Below are 21,845 nucleotides of genomic sequence, written 5' to 3' on the forward strand. Positions count from 1 at the left end.
TTAAACGTCCCGGCTGTTCGGGTCGGTTATGCCGTGGATCTGGATCGTGATCAACTGGATGATATTTTGAGCGAGCTGGTCGCACAGCGTCATCACGGCAGGGCCGCTCACGGTAATGGCCGCCACCGAGCGCCATGAATCTCGATGGAGCGCCGTTCCGCCTGAAAGCGGCCCATATCTTCCATCAGCCACTAAGCCGATAGGCCTATGGATATAGCTCATTTGGCGCAACTGCCCGCGACTCACGCGCGTGTTATCCTCCGAGCCTGCGGATCAGAGAGGATTTCGCTCATGTTCAGGTGCGGAGACTGCAAGGACACGGGCTGGGTTTGCGAAGCTCATCCCGCCAAACCGTATACCGGTACCCGATGCTGCGGCTGCGGCGCCGTTGAGATGCCATGTCCCCGCTGTCTCGCGTTGCACGACCTGGACAAATATCCGGAAGTGGTGCGGGTCTTGCCGAAGCTGCCCGGCATCGAGATCACCTTCAAGGTTTCGCAGAGCGATCCGATGTAGCGCAAAGCCACACATCAAGGTGGGGTTTCCGTTATAAAGCCTGCGGCCTTGCCAAAGATCCTCCTGAATCAACTCAATGGAACTTTGCCCGCCGATATTTGTTTCCTCCGGCCTGGAGGTGCGATGCATGGCAGTGTTTCTAGTTATATTGGAATTCGAGAAGGTTGAATCATACAATCGGGCGCGCAAAAGGATTCAGCCGCTTGTAACCTGCAAGTTATCGGGAAGCGCATGGTTAGTGGAATTCGACGGAGATGCTTCAGAATTGCAGCAATATCTTCAGGAAGCTATCATCCAGAATGACAGCTTGTTCATTTCAGAGCTGAACCGTGATTGGGCGAGTATCAATATGCATGCGGCAAGGCGCTGGCTGGCGGAGAGGCATGCGATCGAGCCTAAGGGTCATCCGCAGAGCCGGTGAAGTGCGAAGATTTAAAGCCCTATTTCTATGGTAAGCCGCCAATTCCGGATTGACCGGGACCATGAGTAATTTATATATCTACTCATGTTCTGATTGAGCCTAAGCGCAGATCGGGAGATGTGGGAGTAGACGTTCAGATTGTCACCGCCACTTCTGCCGCGGGTTGGATTTCGCATTTCAAGTGGCCGCCACGCTATCCCCGGGAGGTTGGGTTCCATGGTGAGATATTTCCTGAATGTCGATCTGAAAGACGGTTTTATTCCCGATACCGAAGGCCTCGACTTCCTCGATATCGAGAGAGCCACGGCCGAAGTCATATCCGGAATGAGAGACATCGTCGTCGAGCATATTCAGCAAGGTGAAGCCCTGGCTTTGCGGGCGATTTCCATCACCGACGATTCCGGCCATCTCATATCGATCGTCACGCTGGCCGATGCGCTCAACGGCTTCCTGCCCGGCATGGCGGTGTCGGGCCTCGGGTAAGGCCTTGCTGAGGTTCAGGTGGGGAAGCCGTAACGTTCGGTAATGTCCCAGAACATCCTGTTGATCGCGACGAGCGAATTGATGCTTTCGCGGATCCGGCCGATCTCGCGCGCATCGAGCTCCTCGATCTTTCCGTATTTGATCTCGTCCCTGCTTTCGAAGATCCGCATCGACTGCGTGACGTTGCGGCCGCTGTCGGGATCAAATGAATAAATGCAGTGGTTGTATTTGTTGCGAAGCTTCGCTTCGTCAGAAAGACGACGAGTGGCCTCCAGGATTTCCTTGCGGCAGACCGGCGCTGTCTTGCGCATCTTGGTCAACCGTTCCACGAGATCGACCCGAGCGCGGGTCGTATTCAAGGTCAGGAAGATAACGATCGCCGTTTCCTTGTCCACCTGGGCAAGGCCTGCGATCATGTGGATCAGCAGGCTTTCCGTATTGGTCCAGGTATAGTTGAGCTGCCCGATCAGAAGCAGGATGTCCTGGAGCCTAGTACTTGTCGCCTGAGAGGGAGCGGTCGTCCTGACCGCGGTTCGTGTCGCCTGCATTGCCGGTCGTATCCTTGCGTCTATATTCGAAATAGAGAGCCACGACTTCCGTCCTGTTATGCACGCCGAGTTTGGTAATAATGTTGTGGATATGAATCTTCACGGTATGTTCGGATAGGCCCAGCGCTGCCGCAATGATCTTGTTCTGGTTGCCCATGGCCATCCTGACAAGAATTTCGTTCTCACGTTTTGTCAGCTTTTCGATCGCCGGTTTGCCGGCTTGATAGAAGGCCGGCTTGATATCCGCCGGCTCTTCCCCTTCGAGAGGGGCGCTTCTCGGGGCCCGGTAACCTGTAGAAGGGAAATATGTACCACCCTTCAATATGATCCGCAGGCCTGACAGGAAGACGTCGAGATTGACGTTGAACGGCAGGATACCCTGGACGATTTCAAGCTCTTTCGCCATTCGATGATCGGAGGCTATCTCGCCATCGTCGGTACCCATCAGCGCCAGGGTCGCAGCAGGATGATGCCTGGCGAGCTCCGGCCAGTACTCGGCGAGAGCAGAGGCAAGGCGGACGTCCGCCAGCACGAGCTGGACCGGATTGTCGAATTCCACCGAGGCCAGTTTCAGGTCGGGGACCGTCTTGACGCTGAGCCAGGGAAACTCACTTTCGATAGCCGCCGTCATTGCGGTGGATATTGTCCCAGGTGAGCAGATGAAGAGGAGTGTTCGGATCGCATTCATTCTCTTCAAGGCGTTTGTTGCCAAATCCAAGCCGACATGTTGCGAAAGACCATGCGGAATTTGCATGGAAATATCCCCCTCCCGTCGTTGATCGAAAGTACACGCAAAGTGCTGCTCCGAAGATCTTATTAGGGAACGGTAAACCAAGAGCCGAATGGTGGGAATAGACCGAAGGATTTATGGAATAGATCGAATCGGCCACAGAATGAGGCCTTCAAGGTCGTTTTCAGGAGAACGTACCATGATCATGCCGCACTTCCTCCCGTTGTGAATGCGTTGCTGCATACATAAGGGTAGTTTCGCCCAGATTTGGTATACGTCTTCTTGGTTAGATCATATAGCCCATCTAACTATGCTCACGTAGTATTCATCAGGTTGCGCTAGATCGAAATATCACCTTATTTCTTCTGCTCATTAGGGACAGAGTGCTCCCATCCCGAAGCACTGGAAGAACGAGCGCTGAAGAATGCTCGTCGGTGCAAAATGTAGTGAGTATGCGAACCACGCGCCGCTCATTCCAAGTCTCTCGGGAAACGTAGGGAGAGGAAAAAAATCAGACATCACGAGAGAAAGACCGGCGAACGGTCGCGTTGACGCGCGCCTTCTCGCCAGAGGTAAATGACTCATTTCAACCGCGACGAGCAAAGACCCCCAAAAAGATGAATGGCGGTCACGCTGTCGCAGTCAGTAAGAGGACTGTGTGATGGTAGATAAACGCAGCGTGTTCGACACCTTGGTCGACGATCCTGATAGCCAGGAGCAGCAACAGCAGCAACAGCAGCAGGAACAACAGCAGCAACAGCAGGCCAGCGACCAAACCCAGAGCCAGTCGAGCGACTCGACGAACCTCAACGGAAACGGGAATGGCAACGGCAACGGCAACCTGAACCTGAACGGTAACGGCAGCCTGAACCTCAATGGCAACGGCAATTTCAATGCAAACCTCAACGAGACAACTGTCACCGTCGATGTCGGTGTCAATCTTGACGAGTACCTGCCGTCGGACGACGATTTTGCCGATATCGATATGGCGGACAGTTCCATCGACGGGATGTTCAACATCCGCATCGACGATGTGCTCAATAAAGCGCTTACCGGCGAAGGCAACGATGTCGGTAATGTCATCAGCCAGGTCGCCAACCTGCAGGACAACGATAAGCTCGAAAGCGCCAGCGTCAGCAATGACGGCTCGTTCGAGATGAATCCTACCGCCGAAGGTGGTTTTGCGATCGCCTCGGAAGGGATCAATACCGGCGGTGGCGGCGGTGACGGCGGAAGCAATGCGGATGCCGACGGCGGTGACGGCGGTAACGGCGGTACGGCGCTCGGCGGGTTCGCACTTGGCGGCGACGGCCTCGGTGGCCTTGCCGCAAGCGCTGCAATTGGCGGTGAAGGCGACGGCGGCGATGCCGACGGCGGCGACGGCGACAGCGACGCCGACAGCGGCGATGCCGACGGCGGCAACGGCACTGGCGGCGATGGCGGGCGTGGCGGCGACGGCCTCGGTCTGGGTCTTGGCCTGGGTCTCGGTCTTGGCGCAGGGCTTGCATTTGCCGGTGACGGCGATAGCGGCGGCGACAACACCGCCGGCGACGGTGGCGACGCCGGCGACTCCGACGGCGGCGACGCCGACGAAGGCGGTGACGGCGGCGATTCCGAAGGCGGCGATGCCGGAGCTCTCGTCGGCGGAAGCCTCGGCTTCATCAACCCGATCTTCGTTGAAAACGACGGCGGCGACGGCGAAGACGCCGGTAACGGCGGGGATAGCGAAGGCGGCGACGCCGGCGACTCCGAAGGTGGTAACGGCGGCGAAGCCTCGGATGCCGGTAATGGCGGCGATGGCGGCGGTGCCCTTGGTGCCGGTCTCGGTGCCGGCTTCGGCGCCGGTCTTGGTGCCGGTTTGGGCGGTGACGGCGCAGCAGGCGGTGGCGGTACCGGTGGCGCAGCGGCAACCGGTGCGGCAACCAGCGGTGATGCTACCGGTGGTGACGCGACATCCGGGGCTGGCGAAGGCGGCGGGGCACTCAGTGGCGCATGGGCCGATGGTACCGGCGGCGGAGCCGTCGGCGGATGGGCATTCGGCGGAGCTGGCGCAGCCGGCGGCGCGGGTGGCTGGGCCTCCACCGGTTCTGGCGCAGCCGGCGGCGATGGCGGTACCTGGGGCTCGAGCAACGGTGACGATGGTTTCGTGACCGGGACGAGTTCAGCATCGTCCGACGCCATCATCGAAACTCACGCCTTCAACCAGGAAATCGTGATGGGTGCGAACCTGCAGCAGAACGCGATCGATATGACGATCGTTGGCGGGAACCTCTCCAGCACGGTGGCTGGCGACGACACCGAAGATGGCGCCTGAGCCACATAGTCCCCTGCTTTAGGCAGAGACGTCACATCGTGGGCTGCGCAGACCTCCTGCGCAGTCCCTCATTCCGAACGACCTGTGATGCAGGCATGCCAATGCAAAGGCAGCGGTCATGACGACGATGGACACAATCACCGAGGAAATCGCTCATTTCATCGGCCTCTTCCACACGAACGTCGAGGATGCGCGCCTGCGGGATAGTTACCAGGACTTCTCGCTCTACACACCCGAACAATTCATCCCGACATCAGCGGTGATCCACTCAAATTTCGAGGCGCCTTACGACCTGCTTGGGTTCGATCCGGGTGTGATCTACAAGGCGCCTGCCAGTTTCACCCCCATCTGGCATCCCCACTTCGTGGGCCGATACGATCATCCGCCGATTCCCATGGTAGAAATCAAGACTCACTACGGCCAGCATGAGATGCCGAAGTACGAGTACCCTTTCTACGCAAGCGGGAAGTCCTTCACATGGGAGATAACGCCTCCCGGCTCGGTTGCGAACTTCATCGTTCAGGCCGCCTCGCTTTCCGACAACGACAGCTTCGGCGTCGGAGGACACGGCCTGACGTTCAACCCCACGCCGGTTGACAACGGCGAGCTGCTGCAGACGGCCAGGGATGTCCTTGCGGACGCACCCATCGGCGATCTCGAAATGCCCAAGTCCTCGGCGGACCTTATAGAGATTATCAAGACCGTCGCCGCCCAGTTGGAGGCCCTTTCGGCTGATTCCGACGGGCCGATGGAGGCTTTCTTCCATCAATCCACCACGATCGAAGGCATTTACGTCAACGGCGTGCTCGTCGATGAGGCACCGAAGCTGGAGGATCATCATTCCTTCGGTGAAGACGAAGACGAAGCAGACGATGCCGCCGACGCAGGGGATGAAGACGAAGCGCAGGACGATGCTCCGCCATCCAACGTCCACGTCTATGCGGATGGCTCGGTCGAGGTGGAAGCCTCGGTCGAGTTGGTCGGCGGAAACAATACCGTCGTCAATGATGCTGTTCTCAAGAATATCTGGACCGGCGCGACGGTAACCGCGGTCGTTGGCAATCACTTCGAGATCAACGCAGTCATCCAGGTGAACGTCATCCAGAATACTGACGCGATCACCTCGGCCATCAACGGCTGGACGAACGACGGCGTCCCGGACGAAATATTCAATATCGCGACATTCCAGAGGGTCGATCCGCTGCAGGACGCCGATGCTCCGGCAAACGCCGGCGGTGGCTATCCCGCAAGCTGGGCGGTCACGGAGATCCATGGCGATCTGCTGATCGCCAACTGGCTGGAACAGTACATTTTCATGTCCGACAATGACATCGGCATCCTGTCGTCATCCGGCGCCACGACCCGGGTCATCGCTGGCGACAATACCAGCGTCAACCAGGTCTCGATCTACGAGCTCAGCCAGGCCTATGATCTGATCCTGATTGGCGGCAATCTGTACGATGCCAATATCATCCATCAGACCAACATATTGTTCGACAACGACGTCGTCGGTGCGGTTACGGGTTTCGGAACGACCGGCGAGGGTACGATCTCCAGTGGCGGAAATCTGCTCTGGAACCAGGCTCATATCTATAATATCGGCGGCGCCGACCGCTTCAGCTCGCTGCCTTCGGCCTATCTGGATGCGGCCAACGATTTTGCCGCCGGCGGAAGAGATATTTCCCAAGGCATTCTGACCGACCCGGCGTTTGCGGGAACGGCGGGACTGCGCGTTCTTTATATCAGCGGTGACCTGCTGAACATTCAGTATATCAGCCAGACCAACATCGTCGGCGACAGCGACCAGATCGCCTTGGCGCTGAATACCCTCAATCCCCACGCTGATGCGACATGGTCGATCTCGACCGGGGGAAATGCGCTCATCAACAATGCGGCGATCGCCGACCTGGATTCTCTCGGCGTTACCTATGTGGGCGGCGAGCAATACTCCCAGGAAACGCTTTTTCAATCGGGTTTGATCTCGAGCAGCCCGGAATGGGCCGCGCATGATCCCGACGCGCTGGTCAACGAAGCGGTGGCTTTTCTCGACGATTCCATGCTGGAAGCCGATCCCACCGAGCTCGGCTTCGGCGTGCCTGTAGATCCCGACGGCCAGTATCAGAACGACGGACTACAGCATGTGCTCGGATAATGGGGGGAAACATGTCGGATGTCCAAAAAAGGGCCGATCTGGAACAGGCCCAAGATCACGATGAAGGTCAGCAACTTGCCGGTGAGGACATCTATGGAAAATTGGAGCGCGCTGTGGACGAATGCCTGAAACTGTCATCCGGTGGCGCAGCCCCCTCAGCAAAGATATCCAGACTGGAACCCAGAAACGCATCGCAGAACCCAATCCGGCCGAATGAAAACTCCGCCGGAGCCGATATTCTGCCCATGCCTGCCAATGACCGGATCATTGAACCGGAGATCGAGCCGAAGCCCACGGTGCGCGAAGCGACTGAGGCAAAGGCGCCGGAAGGCATGATCACGATCGATGCCGACACCGGACCCCTGCGGACCGAAACAAAGACCTTCGGAAAATCGCCGTCGACCGGCGGCGGCCGCGGCGGCGACGGGACGTTTCACAAGCGTCTCGCCCCCGTCGATTTCTCGGCCAGCCTGCGCGCGGGCGTCAACGCCGTGCGGCGGAATCTGGCGGTCGTCATGCTGTTCACCGTCGCCAGCAATATCCTGGTGCTTGCGATCCCGATCTACCTTTTCCAGATATCGGACCGGGTGCTGACCAGCCGCTCTCTTGACACTCTGATGATGTTGACGATCGTGATCGTCGGCGCCGTCATCCTGCAGGCTGCCTTCGACGCGCTTCGGCGGTTCATCCTGATGCGGACCGCGGTGGAAGTCGCAGCCCAGCTCGGGGCCCCGATCCTGAGCGCGGCCGCCCGCGCCTCGCTTCAAAGCAATGGCCGGGAATACCAGGTGCTCGGCGATCTTCAGCAGGTTCGTTCGTTCCTCGTCTCCAGGACCTTGCTCTCGTTCCTCGATGCGCCGATCGCCCCTCTCTTCGTGGTGGCGGTCTTCCTTATCCATCCGCATCTCGGCCTGATCGTCGTCCTGACGGCCGTCCTGCTGCTTGTCTTCACCCAGATCAACCAGCGCTTGACGGCCGAGCCGTTTGCCGAAGCCAATACGGCGCAGATAAAGGCCAATCTTCATCTGGAATCGATGTCGCGCAATTCGCAGATCATCAATGCGCTCGCCATGATCCCCGAGACGGTACAGATGTGGGGCAAGGATACCGCCTCCTCGCTGAAGTCGCAGGTCATTGCCCAGGACCGGAATATCACCATTGCGGCCATATCGAAGGCCTGCCGTCTTCTGACGCAGATCGCGATGCTCGGCTGGGGCGCCTATCTGTCGATCGAGGGGCAGATCACCGGAGGCATGGTGATTGCGGCGTCCATCATTGCGGGTCGCGCGCTGGCGCCGATCGAAGGGGCCATCGAGGGATGGAGCCAGTACAGCCAATCCCGCGCGGCCTACGCCCGGATAACGGCGCTGCTGAAATCCTCGCCCTTGAATTTCGACCGTCTGAACCTGCCGAAGCCGGAGGGGCGCCTGGATGTCGAACGCCTCCTCTATGTGCCGCAGGGAACAAAGCGCGTCGTGCTCAACGGGGTCTCGTTTGCCCTGCAGCCCGGAGATTCCCTGGCGATCATCGGCAATTCCGGTGCCGGCAAGACCACTCTTGGAAAAATGCTCGTCGGATCGATCCTGCCGACATCGGGCAGTGTCCGCCTGGATCTGATGGACCTGAGAAACTGGGACCAGCGACAGTTCGGCGAAAACATAGGCTACCTGCCGCAGGACGTGCAGCTCTTCCCCGGCACGATCAAGGCCAATATCGCCCGCATGCGGCAGGATGCCGACGACGAGCAGATTTACCGCGCCGCGATGCTGGCCGATGTTCATGAGATGATCGCCAGCCTGCCTCACGGATACGAAACCGTTGTAGCGGCGGATGGCTCTCCCCTTTCGGGCGGCCAGAAGCAGCGCATCGCGCTGGCCCGGGCATTCTTCGGCGATCCGAGGATGGTGGTGTTGGACGAGCCGAATTCCAACCTCGACAATGCGGGTGATGCGGCACTGCTCCATGCACTTCAGCATGCCAAGGAACACAAGATAACCGTCGCGACGATCACGCAACGCCCGGCCCTCCTCAGCAACGTCGACAAGGTTCTTCTGCTGGTCAACGGCACCGTTGCGCTGTTCGGCATGCGGGCGGATGTGCTGAAGGCCATCGAAGCCCGCGGCATCGATATCAATACCGGTTCATTCGGCCATCTGTTGCAATAGGGGTTGGGCATGTCTGCTGTTGCCAAGGTACACGATCTCGAATGGTACTCGGAAGTTCCCCGGTCGGTCTGGAAGCAGACGGTGACCGGCCTGGCGCTGACGGCCATAGCCTTCGGCGGTTTCGGCACCTGGGCTGCGACGGCCCCGCTTGCGGCGGCGGTCATTGCGCAGGGCAGTTTCGTCGCAACCGGCCGCAACAAGATCGTGCAGCATTTCGAAGGCGGCATCATCAGGGAGCTGCTGGTCAGCGAGGGCGACCAGGTTGTCGAGAACCAGCCGGTAGTCAGGCTTGATGAGACCGCATCGCAAGCCAAGAAACGGGAATTTTTCCTCAGACGCGTCAGGCTGGACGCGACGGCCGCCCGGCTTACCGCTCAATCCGAGGGCGCCGACTCGATGGTGATTTCGTCATACCTGAACGATTTCAGGGATGACCCGGATGTTTCCGCGATCATCCTCACCCAACAGCTCAACTTCAAGGCCCAGCGCATGAAGCTGGCGACCGAGCTCTCCCTGCTGAAGCAGAACATGAAAGCACTGGAGTTCCGGAGCGAAGGTTACACCCGACACCGCGAGGCCATGTCGCGGCAGCTCGCTCTGCTCAGGGACGAGTACGACATCAAGCGGGTTCTGTTGACCAAGGGATTACTGCGAGCGACCGAGGTCAGAGCGCTTCAGCGGGCGATCGCCGATGCCGAAGGGCAGATCGGCCGGCTGGAGGCGGAGATATCGGAAACCGGAGCCCAGCTCCTGAAGGGACAGCAGGAGATCATGCGCGCCGAGGAGACATATCGGGAGGAAGCGCTCGATCGCCTGCAATCGATCCAGGGCGAGCGTGACGCGGCGCGCGAACAATCACGCGAAGCCGACGACGTTCTGCGCCGCGCGACGATCCTTGCTCCTGTGTCGGGTACTGTCGTGCGGACATATTACCATACGACGGGGGGCGTCATCGAAAGCGGCAAGGGCATCATGGAGATCCTGCCTGCCGGCGTGCCGTTGATCATCGAGGCAAAGGTGCCTCGCAACGAGATCGACAGCGTCAAGGTCGGCCAGAAAGCAACGGTCCGCCTCATCGCATTGAACCAGCGCACGACCCCGGTCCTGCAGGGCGAGGTGTTCTATGTCTCAGCGGACGCAATGGAGGATAGCAGGGCGGGGCTTTCAAACCACGACGTCTATGTCGCGCGCATCAACATTTCGTCCGACGAGATCGCCCGGATCAAGGGGTTTACTCCGCAACCCGGCATGCCGGCTGAAATCATGATCCAGACTGCGGTCAGAACGTTCTTCAGCTATCTGGTCAAGCCGATTGTGGACAGCATGTCGAGGGCGTTCACCGAGCGCTGATAAGCCTCGCCTGCTCGATCATATGCCAGGGGGCTACCTCTTAAGGCGTAGGCTCGCTGCCATTTGCAGCGCGTCCGGTGAAGCCATTCGCCTTTACAAGGCTTCCAGCGGCGCGCCGGACATGGTCGGCAGGCGGACTTTCCTCGCCGGTTTCCCAAAAGAAACCCTCGCCGATGAAACAGCGAGGGCGTCCTCAATACGGGAAATACTCGAGGCTGACAGGACGCCTCGGGCACATAACACCATGAGCGTTGGGAAATGTCAGGTTCGCCAAAAGGAGAAGGCTCGACCGTTTTTCCCGTTCGAGCCTTCAGCAGTCTGTTTGGCAAAAGTATTATTCCTTTATCTGCAAGAGACATCAACTCAATCAAAAGGATTAGGTTCTCTCATTCGTTGTGGATAGGATAAGATTTAATAATCACAGGTTGATTTCTGGTTTTACCCGACCGACTTCGGGAGAAGTACTAAAAACTGGACGGCAATTCCTCCGGTCCCCGGTTGGCTAAATTAGATCTCTGAAAATTACACTTGAGGTGTGGCCAGATTGCAATATCGCCGATCTATGATTGTGCTATTTTATAGTGCGGACTTGAGCAGGAACGCCTCGGGTTTCGGCGTAGTAGACTGGCCGGTTGCCCCCTTGGCGACCGGCCAGTTGTTTGATCAATACTTTCGTCGCGATGCCTTCTTTCCATGAAAGCGCGATCTTCCGAAGATGACATCTGCCTTCGGGCTGGTTTCTTCGCTCTCCATCTCGCCGGCCTCCCAATAGGGCGGAAAATCCTCCGGCGTTGTGAGCCACACCATCCTCAGCCGGACAGATGCCCTGGTCTTTCTACCAGCCCCGGAGGTTGCCGTAAGGCAAGCGAAGCTCTGCTACCACATTGACGTCGTGCGTGCGGTTTCGAGTGCTACCACTGTGATGGACGTGGTAAGAGTGCACCAGAAGCGGAGAGAGGTGAGCTGATTTTTGATCAGTGCCGAGCAACATCGGCATTTTAGATACCCGCTCTCAGAGGTAAATAGGCCGATACCATGAAGAGCAATGTTCAGACAAACCTTTGGCTAGCCACATGTTTTGTGGTGTTTTTGGGCGGTATCATCCCATCCTACGCTATGCAGCCCTGTCCGCCGCGAGCTGAAACGCGCGAGAAGGCGCAGATAGTTGTCGAAGCCCGGTTGAAGTCGTTGTTCATAGGCGAGTCTGGCTTACTTACGAGCATCGAGTTCGCGCCGAGGGTGGTGCGAGCCGAATTCGAAATCGAACGCGTGATCAAGGGCAAGTTTTCTAAAAAGGAAGTAGTTGCCATCGGCTTCATATACGCTCCGGGGCCTTTTCGAGAGCTGTCCTTGATGGCGATGCTATACGGCGCTGGCGATGGGCTTGATACCTTTGAATGGGAACTTTCGCCTCAAGAATTCGCTGATGATTTGAGTTTCTACTCGCTAAACGATTGTGTTTACTACAAGTTTCCGGAATCTATCGAGAAGCTGACAGGGTGGGAGGACAACCCCTCTAGCCCAGGGATGGCATTCCCGCTCCCGGCTCGCTAGCACAGCTCAATCGGATGCGGCTTGCCCATGAGGTTTCTCCTCTCATCAGCATAGTCAATCACAATTCAACCAGATCGGGAATCCTGAATCTGGTTAGGCGCGACACGCTTTAGCCTTTCTACCAGCCCAGGAGGTTGCCGTAAGGCTCCGCGATGAATGAACAGGTTCTCAATCAGGGATCAGTTCAGGCAAATCCGCGTTGCTGGGCGGATGCCGAAGATTGGCGAGAGACGTCGATAAAGCCGAGGCGCGATCGCTCATATACGCCATCCACGAGACTGTCGGCAGGAGATTGCTATCTCTGAATGCTCACGGACCCGGATTCCGAGTGGAGCTCCCTCCGCATGAGGATTTTCTCTACTGCCAGCCACTTGGGGTTGCTGTCGCTCTCATTTTCCAACAGCCCCCAGCTGCCCCATTTGCTCGGTTCCGTCATTGAAGAATAGAGGGCATAAGCATCTCCACCGGATCGCTGCCAGATATTCAGGTGGAGGAGATAGAGATCCCCCATCCGTCTATCGCGATTTGCCGCGATGAAGAGGTTCGTCATCCTCTCGTTGTTTTCTGCACCGGTATGTCCGACAAGATGTTGTCCGCCTTCATAGGCGTAAAGCTTGACGCCATATTTCCTGGCAACGGAAGCCTGAGCCTCGATGGCTTTCCGATTGTCGTTCAATACCTCGCGTTCAAGTTCGGCGAACAACTGGGTTAGAGGCCACCTGGAGACCTCTTCGGCTCGCTCAGGTGAACCGAGGCCGCCGCCGAAATAGGGGGCGATGGCAAGTACGTCCGCATGCGCCCGCACGCCCTTCCACGATAGTATCGTTTCACTGGTCCAATCATTTGCGGACTGAGCAGCGTAAATCCCGACGACCCTTTGCGCCTGTTCACCAAATACGTCTTCCCAGATGGCAAGAATTTCAGTTGTCCGCTGGGCGTAATAGCGAAGTTGGGCTTCGAACTCGTTGCTCGAAAGCCGCAGCGCAAGCCCCTTTTTCTTCGCATACTCCGCCTGGTCGAAGCTGGAATTCCATACTTCGTTGGAGTACTCCACATTCACCCTCAGGTTTCCGTCCAAGCGGTCTTTCACCTGCAGTGCGAACCGGCGGATGTAATCGTCATCGGCTTGGTGAGGCATATTGAACCAAGGGTCGATACGCAGCTCGTTACTCAGTTCGATCATGTACTCAAGCGGCGTTCCGGCATCGGATTTACCGAAGTAGCCCACGCGCGGCCGATCATCCCAGCTGCGGACGTTTGAGTTGTTGGTCGCCATCCAGTCCATGAAGCGTAGCGTAGACATGCGCTTCAACCGCTTGAGGAAGGGCTCGCGAAATCGCTGTGTCGGTCTTTTGCCGCGTTCGTAGACACGGATGTTGCGGATCGGATCGGAGGGATCGGTTTCCATCAGGATTGTCGTGAAAGCCGCGTTCTTGCGAAGATTACGCACATCGTCGCGTCCGGGCAAACGCACTTCCAGTTCGGCGCCGTCGCGATATCCGAGTTTACCCTTGCCATCATAATAAACCGAGAGATTCACGGGGAGATTTCTCCGTTCGGGAGAGAAAATCAGGAAACTCTCGATCGTAGAGTTCTCGGGGACGTTCAACGGGTAACCGTCCGGTGTCATCGGCGGTAACGGCGTGTCCCATGTGAAGTGCGCGCCTTTGATCTGCACGCGCCAGCGCGAAGCATTATAGCCAAGGTCGGAGAAAACCTGCTCGGTCGCCCAATAAGGCATTGCGCTCAGGTTGACGCCCAAACGGCTCGGATAATCCTCTTGGGCTAAGGCCTGCCCAAACGAAAAACCGTTGAAAGGTTCGCTGGCTGCAAGACCTGCCAGCATTTGAAGGAGCGTTCGGCGGTTCACGGCAGATGTTCTCCGTATTTTGCTCGGATATCTGGTGCAGTGCTTGTCGCGGAACTTAGGCGTCCACTACCGATGACGAGATAATACAAGGCGCCCGCAAGCAAGGTGCGCATTAGTCGTATGCCGCCTCCAAAGTTAGTAGAGGGAAATCCCTTTTACCGTGTGGCGACCTGCAAGCGAATGGGTAGCATTTCGCATGGCGGGATACCTGCTCAATAGAGGCGGGTGGCGGGGAAAGTAGACGATATGCAGGCGTTCCTCAGATCATTGCGGCGAGGCAAGAGACGTTAGATGCCAGAGTTCCTGCGTTCTCTTGCCTATGTATTGATAGTCACGGTCCCTGTCCTTTATGTCGGCGGGAAGATAGCGGTGCCGATCATCGGCTTGGCCGAGTTCCGCCTGTGGCGAAATTGCTGGCTGTTGGCGACAGTCGTCACCTTTCTATCCAGAGGTTTTTTTGACTTTGCTGTCGCGATGGCTTTCGTGAGCTTTTATGTTCACCGATACTCCAAGCAGCCGGCTTTTTTTTATATAGTCCTGATGTTTGTTGCACCCTGCGTGCCCATCCCCAGCGGCATACCCGGCATCTTCAACAAGATCCTTGATCTCGACCCACCTCGTTGGCTTGCGGTGACAATTCTGCTTCCGGTTGCGCTCAGGTTGTGGAGGGACCAAGGCACTCGGGAACTGCGGGGCTTGGATGTTATTGTGATCGCCTTCCTGGCGTATACCTCACTGCTCTCTGTAAGGTTGGGAGATTTCAACGCCATTCTTCGAGTCCTTGCCGTCAATTTTCTCGACATCTGCCTTCCTTACTTCGTCTTCAGCCGAGCGATACGCACCAGTCTTGATATGAACAAAGCGCTCCTCGCCTTCGTCGTCGGCGTGCTGCCGCTGAGCGCCATCGGGGTTCTGGAGATATCGAAAAGCTGGCGAGTCTATTATGTCGTCGTCCAGGAATGGGATGTGTTTCTAGTAACCGCCTATCTTTTTCGGGACGGGCTCCTGCGTGCTTCAACCACATCTATCGAAGCGATCGCATTCGGCTTCGCCTGCATGACCGGCGCCGGTTGCCTCCTGGCTCTCCGAAGCCCGGTCTCGCTGGGCAACTGGCGTTATGTGGCACTCGGCATACTGGTGCTCGGGCTGCTTTCGAGCGTGTCACGAGGCCCGTGGCTGGGTTTCGCATTCTGTATCTTGTTCTTGACCATCACCAGCCCGAAGAAGTCTTTCAGGCTTGCTCTCGCAGGTTTGCCCGGAGTGGCTGCGCTGCTGTTCCTGCATCCCCCATTTCTTGACCGTTTCATAAACCTGCTTCCGTTTGTCGGATCGGCAGACAAAAGCAGCGAAACTTACAGATCCAGCCTCTTCGAAAACTCTCTCGTGGTCATTCAACGTTATCCGCTGTTTGGTTCGGATTCATTCTTGAAGGAACCAGAGATGCAGACCATGATACAGGGGCAAGGCATTATCGACATCGTAAATACTTATCTGCAGATCGCTCTATATTATGGATTGATCGGATTATTCATATTCGTATTATATTTCTCCGTGATTTCAGCAAAGCTTTCTATCAAGTCCTTCGGAGAAGATCTGGGTTCGTTGAACTACAAAGCAGTGTTGGGTCTCCTGGTCGCGATGCTCCTGGTGATTGTTACAACCAGCAGCGTGTCCGTTATACCCTATATATATTGGACTTTCTCCGCCATGGGCGCCGCAATTCTCGCTCCGAACTTTGCCGGCAGCCGGGAAAGTCTTCCACTGCAGGTCACGAAGCGTCTGAAGGTCATTGGATTGCACAGCCTGGCCCGCCGGGATTCTCAGGACGATGGCAGAAAGAAGATGCGAGTGCTGAGCATGCGCTGAGTGAACGCAAGCGGCGAACCTTCGGCATATATCGATTTGAGCTATTTATACTCGATGATCCGCTGTCGGCGATTGATCAGCCGGTTCAGGTAGAACTGCGCGACGCCCTGCATTTCCGGGAATTTCCCCAGTACGTCGAAACTTGCGAAAAGCAGGGTATTCCCGAGCGCCGGCCGCGCACGCCGAGCCAGGCGCAGCAATTGAAGCGGATAGAGCAGCAAAAGCGCCAGGGCGGCGGGATGAATAACCGCGCCGGCTATGGCGACCAGCGGCAGCAAGCCGCCCCAGAAAACTGCGCGCCGGAGATTTCTCGTCCATATCCGGGATGGCGATGTCCGATGGAGATGGGACACCTGGGCATAGGCATGTCCGCAGCGCACGCTTCTCCGCCACCATTGGCTCAGGCGGCTTATATCCGCGTCGTGGCGTGTCATTTCGGAAGGGAGGCGCCAGATCTTCCAGCCGCTCTCGCGCAGGCGGACGCAAAGTTCCGGCTCTTCTCCTGCGATCAGCCCCCCGGAGTAACCTCCGAGATCCTTGAGGACGGAGGCCCTGATGAGGACATCGCCACCGCATGCCTGAGCTTCGCCCGGCACCCCGTCCCACTCGCGGTCGCACATGGCATTGAAGATGGTGCGTTCCGGATACCGTTCGCGCCGTCGCCCGAAGACAAGCGCGACATCCTTGCGCATGACCAGAAAGGTCGTGGCTGTCGCTATCCATCCGGTGTCGAGTTCGCAGTCCCCGTCCAGGAACTGCACGAAGATGGTATCGGGCCAGCGCCGCATGACGGCGTCGAAACCTGCATTGCGCGCGCGCGCCGCGGTGAAGGGAATTGTCATGTCCAGCCGTACGACCTCCGCGCAGAGGCCGGCCGCCGCCTCGGCGCTTCCGTCGGTCGAGGCCGAATCCACATAGACGGTACGAACACGATGGCTTTTGAGTGAATTGAGGCAGTCGATGAGACGCTGCCCTTCGTTGCGTCCGATCACCACGATACCGACATCGGCCCCGATCCCGCTATAGCCGCGATGCATTAGGATATCTGTGTCCATGTGCTTGTTCCCGGCCGTTGGTTGGCGATCGGCGCCAGTCTCGATCCCGGCCTGCCCATCTGGTAAGCCTCTATTCTATTTGTAGAATTTTGGATCGAGGCTGTAAATTTACCTCTTTGGTGGAAGCCGATGCCGCGGCCCTAAGCTCTTTGTCCCACTGAGCCTCCGAAGCCCTTTTTGATATACCGGTTCCAAGGGGAATTGCCGGCGATCGGCAAAGATGAAGGGATGTGTGTGGAATGCGGATTGCGTATTTCACCAACCAGTATCCGGCGCCGAGCCACACGTTCATACGGCGCGAAATCGTGGCGCTGGAGGCGAGGGGGCATCGGGTCGAACGATATGCGGTGCGTCCCTTTCGTGGCGCGCTGAAGGATTCCGACGATATTGGAGAAGCTCGCCGTACGAGCCACATCCTGCGCACCCCGATGATACGGGCCATGGCGAGCGTCGCCCGTCAGCTGCTTTCCCGTCCCGGGAGTTCGTTGAAAGCATTGGGAGGTGCGTTCCGGTTCGCGAGGACGTCCGGCGGACGTTACCTGCACCACCTCGTATATTTTCTTGAGGCGATGATCCTGGCCGATTGGTGCCGCAGGGACAAGATCGATCATCTGCATGTGCATTTCGGCACTAACCCCGCGACGGTTGCGGCACTGGCGCATCAGATCGGCGGCATCAAATTCAGTTTCACCGTCCATGGGCCGGAGGAGTTCGATCGTCCCGAAACGCTGGGGCTTGGGGACAAGATCAGGGCTTCGTCATTTGTCGTCGCTGTCAGCTCCTATGGGCGCAGCCAGTTATTGCGCTGGGCCGATCTTGCAGATTGGCGGAAGATCGAGGTCGTTCATTGCGGCATCGACCAGCGCTATCTGAGTGACGAGGTGGACGTGCATGGCACCAGCCAACGTCTTGTCTGCATCGCCCGGCTGTCCGAACAGAAAGGCCATCTCCTTCTGCTGCAGGCGGCGGCAAACCTGCGGGCCGAGGGAATGCGCTTCCAGCTCGTCCTTGTCGGTGACGGGCCGCTGCGGGCTGAAATCGGACACGAAATCGAACGGCTCGGCCTCGGCGACACGGTCGTGCTGACCGGCACGATCTCCCAGGACGATGTGCGCAGCGAAATCCTTCGGGCCAAGGCTCTGGTCCTGCCAAGTTTCGCGGAAGGCCTCCCCGTTGTGCTGATGGAGAGCATGGCCCTGAAGCGTCCGGTGATCTCGACCTATATTGCAGGCATCCCCGAGCTCGTTCAACCGGACAATGGCTGGCTCGTTCCCGCCGGTGATCTGGAGGCGCTGACCGGCGCAATGCGGCAGGCGCTGTTCGCAAGCGATGTCGAGTTGTTTCATAAAGGCGAGGCGGGACGGCGCCGGACGCTCGAACGGCATGACATCAACAGATCTGCGGCGGCGCTGGAAATACTGATGGCCCGACCGGCGGTTTAGACCGGTCGGTATTTTGCCAAGGCGGTCAGACCCTGCGAAATGGCCCTGAATGGCGAATGAAGTCCTGCAGCAGATGCGGCGGACCGCTCAAGGGCTTGCCTTCCGCGAGAAGGCGGATGCGCCAGGCGATGTGTCCGCAAAGCCAGGCAAGGTCCGAAAGGACCGAGAATACGGCTCCGTGATGCTTGAGATGGTAGCGCCGCCGGGACTCGAACCAATAGGTCGGCCGCCTGGACGGCTTGATGTGTCGCGTCACGCCCGTCGATTGGCCGACAAGGTGGATGACGCGGCTTTCCGGCACGTGCCAGCAGGACCATCCGGCGCGCGCTGCCCGGATACAGAAGTCGACCTCCTCGTAATAGAGGAAATACCCCTCGTCGAGCACGCCGACCTGGTCGAGGACCTCTGTCCTGATCATCAGGCTGGCCCCTGAAACCCAGTCTATCCGGCTTGGCCCTTTCGGCATGTCGGGGACGATACGCCAGCGCTCGAGCAGGCGGGTGAGCGGGCCAAGCCTGGCCTCGCCCTCGAACTCATTGACAATCGAAGGAAAGCGGAAAGCGCAGGCCTGGCCGCGCCCGTCCGGATGTTCCAAACGGCTGCCGGCAATGCCGGCATCCGGCTTGCCGTCCATGAATTCCACCAGACGGGTGATGCTGCCGGGGCGGGCGATGGTATCGGGATTGAGGAGCAGGACATAGTCCGGCCGGCCGAAGTTCGCCGTGGCATACTCGATGCCTCGGTTGTTGCCGTAGGCAAAGCCGCCATTCGTCTCGAGCGGGAGACATACGGCGTTCGTCCAGCCGTTTTCCTCAATGGCGGCCGCAATCAGTTCGGCGGAGCGGTCGCCGGACCCTCCCTCGACGGCGACGATCCGCGTTCCATCCGGAACCGTGCCGGGAACGCTCAAGGAGGCAAGGCAATCGATGGTCAGATCGGCTGTCCGGTAGTTGACGATGACGACGACCAGTTTCAGCCGGGGGGCGTCGTCTTGCCGGCTATGTTCGACATCCATCAAAGGCCGTGCCTCTTCGTCTTGTTCAGGACCACCTGCATCTTCTTTTCGGTACCGAGATAGCTCCGGCAGATCTCCATCTCCGGAAGTCGTGACTTACCAATGGCGAGTACGATCACGGCTGTGTCGGAGAGATCGACGAACGGGATCACTTCGTCCGAACTCAACATCGGCGGCAGATCGAAGATAACGATCGTCGGCTTCAGCATCTGTCGCGCAAATTCGATCTGTGCCGTCATGCGGGCCAGGTCCGCCGGCAGGGGAGTTCTGCCCGGCCCTCCGGCGGTGCGCAGCAGATGGCAGTGAAGGCCTCGTATATCCAGGGTCGTCAGCCAACCGCTGATGGGGTCCTCCGATGGCGGACGAGGCGGCAGTCCGAGTACATTGCCGACTGCGGGATTCCGGAAGTTTGCGTCAACCAGCAGGACATTTGATCCGGGTACGCGGGCAAAGCTGAGCGCCAGATTGATGGCGGTTACGGTGGTGCCGCAGCCGACCGTCGGGGCGGTCACCGAGATCACCCGTGTGTCCCGGTCCTTGTGTTCGTTCAGCAGCTGGTTTCGCAGGACGTCATAGGCGTGTGCCATCGAACTGTCGCTGTCGAAAGCGATGATGCGATTTGCATACAGAAAGGTGGGGGAGACCGGCGAGAGGTCCAACGGCGGACACTCCTCCTGGGAATGGATTCCACTGACCGCGCCGTTGAGGTAACCAGCATTCAGCTCGGCGAGACCGGCGCCGTCCAGTCTTTCCGCCATCCTTCCTCGAGCTGAGATGTTCTTGATGATTTCCATAAAATTCCCTGCCCTATCCCATCGGTGCGATTTTCAACTAAAGGCGGTGCTGCCGGATTCGAGTGATGTCACCCTCCCGCGATCGGACTTGGGTTGGTGAATGCGGAATTCCGGAACGCCTTGGCTATGCGTCGCTTTGGCTTCCAATGTGGAATGACCACCAGAGTTTCTCCCGCCAGAGCGTGGCTGAGGTCGAACGTGCCGCGAACGGTCCGATCAAACAGATGCCCGGCGTAAATTCCCGCGGCCGCTGCCATCGCCGCTGCGGCGCAAACCGCGGCGGCCAAATGAAGTCGACGCGGTCCTGAAGCAGCCTTGGCAACTTCTGGCTCCTCGATCACCTCGATCTGCTGGGCGGCATCGCCTTCCTCCAGGCGCTCGCCGAGACGTGCTGCATCGAGCTTGCTCTGCATCTCGTCCATGTTTCGCTGCAGCGAGACTTTCTCGGCTTCGTTCGCTTCGATCTGCGCTCCAACTTCGGGAGCGTGGGAGATGAGTTCCCGCAGCCGGGCGATACGGTCCACGAGAGAATTCCTTTGTTCGAGGTTCTGTTGCTGGCGTGGCTTTGCCATTGCGATACGTTCCGCAATCAGCATGAGCTCGGGCGGAAGCGTCTTGATCTGTTCCGGCGTCGGCATGGTCGCCGATCCACCGCGCGGTGCAGCGGGTGCAACCTGGGCCCGCATCTCCTCGAGACGCTGCTTCATGGCACGGATCTGTGGATGCGTGTCCGAATAAATGACGGACTTCACCGCGAAATCACGCTCGAGCTCGATGAGCTGCCCATGAAAACGCGTAATCTCTGTCGTCTGCCCGGGACCAATACGCAGTTGCGCCTCATAGATCCCGATCTCCTCATTCAACGCAATGGCCGCCCGATCGAGCGTCGCGAGTTCCAGTTCCTTGGTCTGAAGCTCGATCAGCAGGGTCGGGATCCGGGTGGGATGGGACTCCTTGTTTTCTTCGAGATACCTGGTCCAGGCGCTTTCCCTCTCGCGCAGACGTTGCGTGACGTTATTGGCTTCCTGCGTCAGGAACTTGGTCGCTTCCGAGGCCCGCGCCGTGCGGATGCGCCGGTTTTCTTCGATGACCTGCGACACGAGGTCCGAAACCACGTTCGCAGCAACGACGGGATCGTCATATTTAAAGCCGATCCTGACGGAGGCATTGCTTGCGGTGCGGTCGGCTCCGTCGGTCACCGATATCTGGAGAGTGATGTGGTTGCGTATCACGCCGGAGAAATTGTTCTTGGGCAGGGCCCCCCGCAGATTCGGAAAAAGATCATGCTTGTCGGCCAGCGCCAGCAGGCTGTTGCGTGAGAGTACCCGTTGCTCGATGAACAGCAGACGGTCGTTCGATACAGTCGGCGATACGAGCGTTGTCGGTATCTGCTGGAATTCCATCAGCAGCAGCGCGTCGGAATAATAGCTCCGAGGCATGGCGTAAATGAAGTAGGCTCCCACCAGAAGAGCAACCAGACCGGGCACGATGGCATAGAAGGGTTTGGCGAGTACGATCTCGATAAAATAGAGGATATTGCGTCCCAGTTCGTTGATCATGCTGTCGCCTC

General features: G+C 58.2%; 18 protein-coding genes. 10 read left to right on the forward strand and 8 right to left on the reverse strand.

Annotated features, from left to right (window positions below; genetic code table 11):
* Positions 1-222, reverse strand: a complete 222-nt coding sequence (locus tag ACZ9EJ_RS00515) for a hypothetical protein (RefSeq protein WP_046641645.1) — start codon at positions 220-222, stop codon at positions 1-3.
* Between the two features lie 171 nt (positions 223-393).
* Here ACZ9EJ_RS00515 and ACZ9EJ_RS00520 point away from each other — a divergent pair, with 171 nt between their 5' ends.
* The 3 genes from ACZ9EJ_RS00520 (at position 394) to ACZ9EJ_RS00530 (ending at position 1,420) form a co-directional block, all read left to right on the forward strand.
* Positions 394-516: a hypothetical protein gene (locus ACZ9EJ_RS00520; RefSeq protein WP_255743079.1), complete on the forward strand. Its 123-nt coding sequence runs from the start codon at positions 394-396 to the stop codon at positions 514-516.
* Between the two features lie 127 nt (positions 517-643).
* Positions 644-937, forward strand: a complete 294-nt coding sequence (locus ACZ9EJ_RS00525) for a hypothetical protein (RefSeq protein WP_046641644.1) — start codon at positions 644-646, stop codon at positions 935-937.
* A gap of 216 nt (positions 938-1,153) precedes the next feature.
* Positions 1,154-1,420 carry a DUF6894 family protein gene (locus tag ACZ9EJ_RS00530; protein WP_046641643.1) on the forward strand — a complete coding sequence of 89 codons (267 nt, stop codon included), beginning with the start codon at positions 1,154-1,156 and terminating at the stop codon, positions 1,418-1,420.
* Between the two features lie 14 nt (positions 1,421-1,434).
* Here the strand turns inward: ACZ9EJ_RS00530 and ACZ9EJ_RS00535 are convergent, their stop codons facing one another.
* Both ACZ9EJ_RS00535 and ACZ9EJ_RS00540 read right to left on the reverse strand, forming a co-directional pair.
* Positions 1,435-1,968 carry a hypothetical protein gene (locus ACZ9EJ_RS00535; RefSeq protein ID WP_046634828.1) on the reverse strand — a complete coding sequence of 178 codons (534 nt, stop codon included), beginning with the start codon at positions 1,966-1,968 and terminating at the stop codon, positions 1,435-1,437.
* Complete coding sequence (locus ACZ9EJ_RS00540) at positions 1,910-2,599, reverse strand: response regulator transcription factor (RefSeq protein WP_052754191.1); 690 nt, start codon at positions 2,597-2,599, stop codon at positions 1,910-1,912. Before ACZ9EJ_RS00540 ends, ACZ9EJ_RS00535 begins: the two co-directional genes overlap by 59 nt.
* Before the next feature lie 760 nt (positions 2,600-3,359).
* On the opposite strand from ACZ9EJ_RS00540, the gene ACZ9EJ_RS00545 reads away from it, so the two are divergent.
* The 5 genes from ACZ9EJ_RS00545 to ACZ9EJ_RS00565 all read left to right on the forward strand — a co-directional run bounded on the left by ACZ9EJ_RS00545 (position 3,360) and on the right by ACZ9EJ_RS00565 (position 12,233).
* Positions 3,360-5,012 carry a hypothetical protein gene (locus ACZ9EJ_RS00545; protein ID WP_251090961.1) on the forward strand — a complete coding sequence of 551 codons (1,653 nt, stop codon included), beginning with the start codon at positions 3,360-3,362 and terminating at the stop codon, positions 5,010-5,012.
* 118 nt (positions 5,013-5,130) lie between these two features.
* Entirely contained in the window at positions 5,131-7,164 is a 2,034-nt protein-coding gene (locus ACZ9EJ_RS00550) for a hypothetical protein (protein WP_046642581.1), read from the forward strand.
* A gap of 11 nt (positions 7,165-7,175) precedes the next feature.
* Positions 7,176-9,329: a type I secretion system permease/ATPase gene (locus tag ACZ9EJ_RS00555; RefSeq protein WP_080955885.1), complete on the forward strand. Its 2,154-nt coding sequence runs from the start codon at positions 7,176-7,178 to the stop codon at positions 9,327-9,329.
* Positions 9,330-9,338: 9 nt separating this feature from the next.
* Complete coding sequence (locus tag ACZ9EJ_RS00560) at positions 9,339-10,679, forward strand: HlyD family type I secretion periplasmic adaptor subunit (protein ID WP_046628618.1); 1,341 nt, start codon at positions 9,339-9,341, stop codon at positions 10,677-10,679.
* 1,035 nt (positions 10,680-11,714) lie between these two features.
* A complete protein-coding gene (locus ACZ9EJ_RS00565) occupies positions 11,715-12,233 on the forward strand; it encodes a hypothetical protein (RefSeq protein ID WP_251090960.1) in 519 nt (172 codons plus the stop codon).
* A 295-nt stretch (positions 12,234-12,528) separates the two neighbouring features.
* Here ACZ9EJ_RS00565 and ACZ9EJ_RS00570 read toward each other — a convergent pair whose 3' ends face one another.
* Entirely contained in the window at positions 12,529-14,103 is a 1,575-nt protein-coding gene (locus ACZ9EJ_RS00570) for a hypothetical protein (protein ID WP_255743077.1), read from the reverse strand.
* Positions 14,104-14,394: 291 nt separating this feature from the next.
* Between ACZ9EJ_RS00570 and ACZ9EJ_RS00575 the strand changes: the two genes are divergently transcribed.
* Positions 14,395-15,969 (forward strand): O-antigen ligase family protein, encoded by a 1,575-nt coding sequence (locus ACZ9EJ_RS00575; protein ID WP_251090958.1) that lies wholly within the window; start codon positions 14,395-14,397, stop codon positions 15,967-15,969.
* 41 nt (positions 15,970-16,010) lie between these two features.
* Here the strand turns inward: ACZ9EJ_RS00575 and ACZ9EJ_RS00580 are convergent, their stop codons facing one another.
* On the reverse strand, positions 16,011-17,024 hold the full coding sequence (locus ACZ9EJ_RS00580; protein ID WP_251090957.1) for a glycosyltransferase family 2 protein: 1,014 nt from the start codon (positions 17,022-17,024) through the stop codon (positions 16,011-16,013).
* A gap of 239 nt (positions 17,025-17,263) precedes the next feature.
* On the opposite strand from ACZ9EJ_RS00580, the gene ACZ9EJ_RS00585 reads away from it, so the two are divergent.
* Positions 17,264-18,466: a glycosyltransferase gene (locus ACZ9EJ_RS00585; protein ID WP_046642360.1), complete on the forward strand. Its 1,203-nt coding sequence runs from the start codon at positions 17,264-17,266 to the stop codon at positions 18,464-18,466.
* A 25-nt stretch (positions 18,467-18,491) separates the two neighbouring features.
* Here ACZ9EJ_RS00585 and ACZ9EJ_RS00590 read toward each other — a convergent pair whose 3' ends face one another.
* The 3 genes from ACZ9EJ_RS00590 to ACZ9EJ_RS00600 all read right to left on the reverse strand — a co-directional run bounded on the left by ACZ9EJ_RS00590 (position 18,492) and on the right by ACZ9EJ_RS00600 (position 21,834).
* Positions 18,492-19,481 (reverse strand): glycosyltransferase family 2 protein, encoded by a 990-nt coding sequence (locus ACZ9EJ_RS00590; RefSeq protein WP_046642361.1) that lies wholly within the window; start codon positions 19,479-19,481, stop codon positions 18,492-18,494.
* Positions 19,481-20,275, reverse strand: coding sequence for a P-loop NTPase family protein (locus ACZ9EJ_RS00595; RefSeq protein WP_046642362.1), 795 nt, complete (start codon positions 20,273-20,275; stop codon positions 19,481-19,483). Before ACZ9EJ_RS00595 ends, ACZ9EJ_RS00590 begins: the two co-directional genes overlap by 1 nt.
* A gap of 68 nt (positions 20,276-20,343) precedes the next feature.
* Entirely contained in the window at positions 20,344-21,834 is a 1,491-nt protein-coding gene (locus ACZ9EJ_RS00600; RefSeq protein ID WP_046642363.1) for a GumC family protein, read from the reverse strand.
* Positions 21,835-21,845 lie beyond the last annotated feature (11 nt).

Source organism: Neorhizobium sp. USDA 3394, from assembly GCF_056280385.1.

Excerpts from the sequence above, each read along its gene's own strand:
- ACZ9EJ_RS00560 (WP_046628618.1), top strand. The coding sequence starts at position 9,339 with ATGTCTGCTGTTGCCAAGGTACACGATCTCGAATGGTACTCGGAAGTT.
- ACZ9EJ_RS00530 (WP_046641643.1), top strand. The coding sequence starts at position 1,154 with ATGGTGAGATATTTCCTGAATGTCGATCTGAAAGACGGTTTTATTCCC.
- ACZ9EJ_RS00545 (WP_251090961.1), top strand. The coding sequence starts at position 3,360 with ATGGTAGATAAACGCAGCGTGTTCGACACCTTGGTCGACGATCCTGAT.
- ACZ9EJ_RS00565 (WP_251090960.1), top strand. The coding sequence starts at position 11,715 with ATGAAGAGCAATGTTCAGACAAACCTTTGGCTAGCCACATGTTTTGTG.
- ACZ9EJ_RS00550 (WP_046642581.1), top strand. The coding sequence starts at position 5,131 with ATGACGACGATGGACACAATCACCGAGGAAATCGCTCATTTCATCGGC.
- ACZ9EJ_RS00585 (WP_046642360.1), top strand. The coding sequence starts at position 17,264 with ATGCGGATTGCGTATTTCACCAACCAGTATCCGGCGCCGAGCCACACG.
- ACZ9EJ_RS00540 (WP_052754191.1), bottom strand. The coding sequence starts at position 2,599 with ATGACGGCGGCTATCGAAAGTGAGTTTCCCTGGCTCAGCGTCAAGACG.
- ACZ9EJ_RS00590 (WP_046642361.1), bottom strand. The coding sequence starts at position 19,481 with ATGGATGTCGAACATAGCCGGCAAGACGACGCCCCCCGGCTGAAACTG.
- ACZ9EJ_RS00525 (WP_046641644.1), top strand. The coding sequence starts at position 644 with ATGGCAGTGTTTCTAGTTATATTGGAATTCGAGAAGGTTGAATCATAC.
- ACZ9EJ_RS00600 (WP_046642363.1), bottom strand. The coding sequence starts at position 21,834 with ATGATCAACGAACTGGGACGCAATATCCTCTATTTTATCGAGATCGTA.
- ACZ9EJ_RS00595 (WP_046642362.1), bottom strand. The coding sequence starts at position 20,275 with ATGGAAATCATCAAGAACATCTCAGCTCGAGGAAGGATGGCGGAAAGA.
- ACZ9EJ_RS00580 (WP_251090957.1), bottom strand. The coding sequence starts at position 17,024 with ATGGACACAGATATCCTAATGCATCGCGGCTATAGCGGGATCGGGGCC.
- ACZ9EJ_RS00520 (WP_255743079.1), top strand. The coding sequence starts at position 394 with ATGCCATGTCCCCGCTGTCTCGCGTTGCACGACCTGGACAAATATCCG.
- ACZ9EJ_RS00515 (WP_046641645.1), bottom strand. The coding sequence starts at position 222 with ATGAGCTATATCCATAGGCCTATCGGCTTAGTGGCTGATGGAAGATAT.
- ACZ9EJ_RS00575 (WP_251090958.1), top strand. The coding sequence starts at position 14,395 with ATGCCAGAGTTCCTGCGTTCTCTTGCCTATGTATTGATAGTCACGGTC.
- ACZ9EJ_RS00535 (WP_046634828.1), bottom strand. The coding sequence starts at position 1,968 with ATGCAGGCGACACGAACCGCGGTCAGGACGACCGCTCCCTCTCAGGCG.
- ACZ9EJ_RS00555 (WP_080955885.1), top strand. The coding sequence starts at position 7,176 with ATGTCGGATGTCCAAAAAAGGGCCGATCTGGAACAGGCCCAAGATCAC.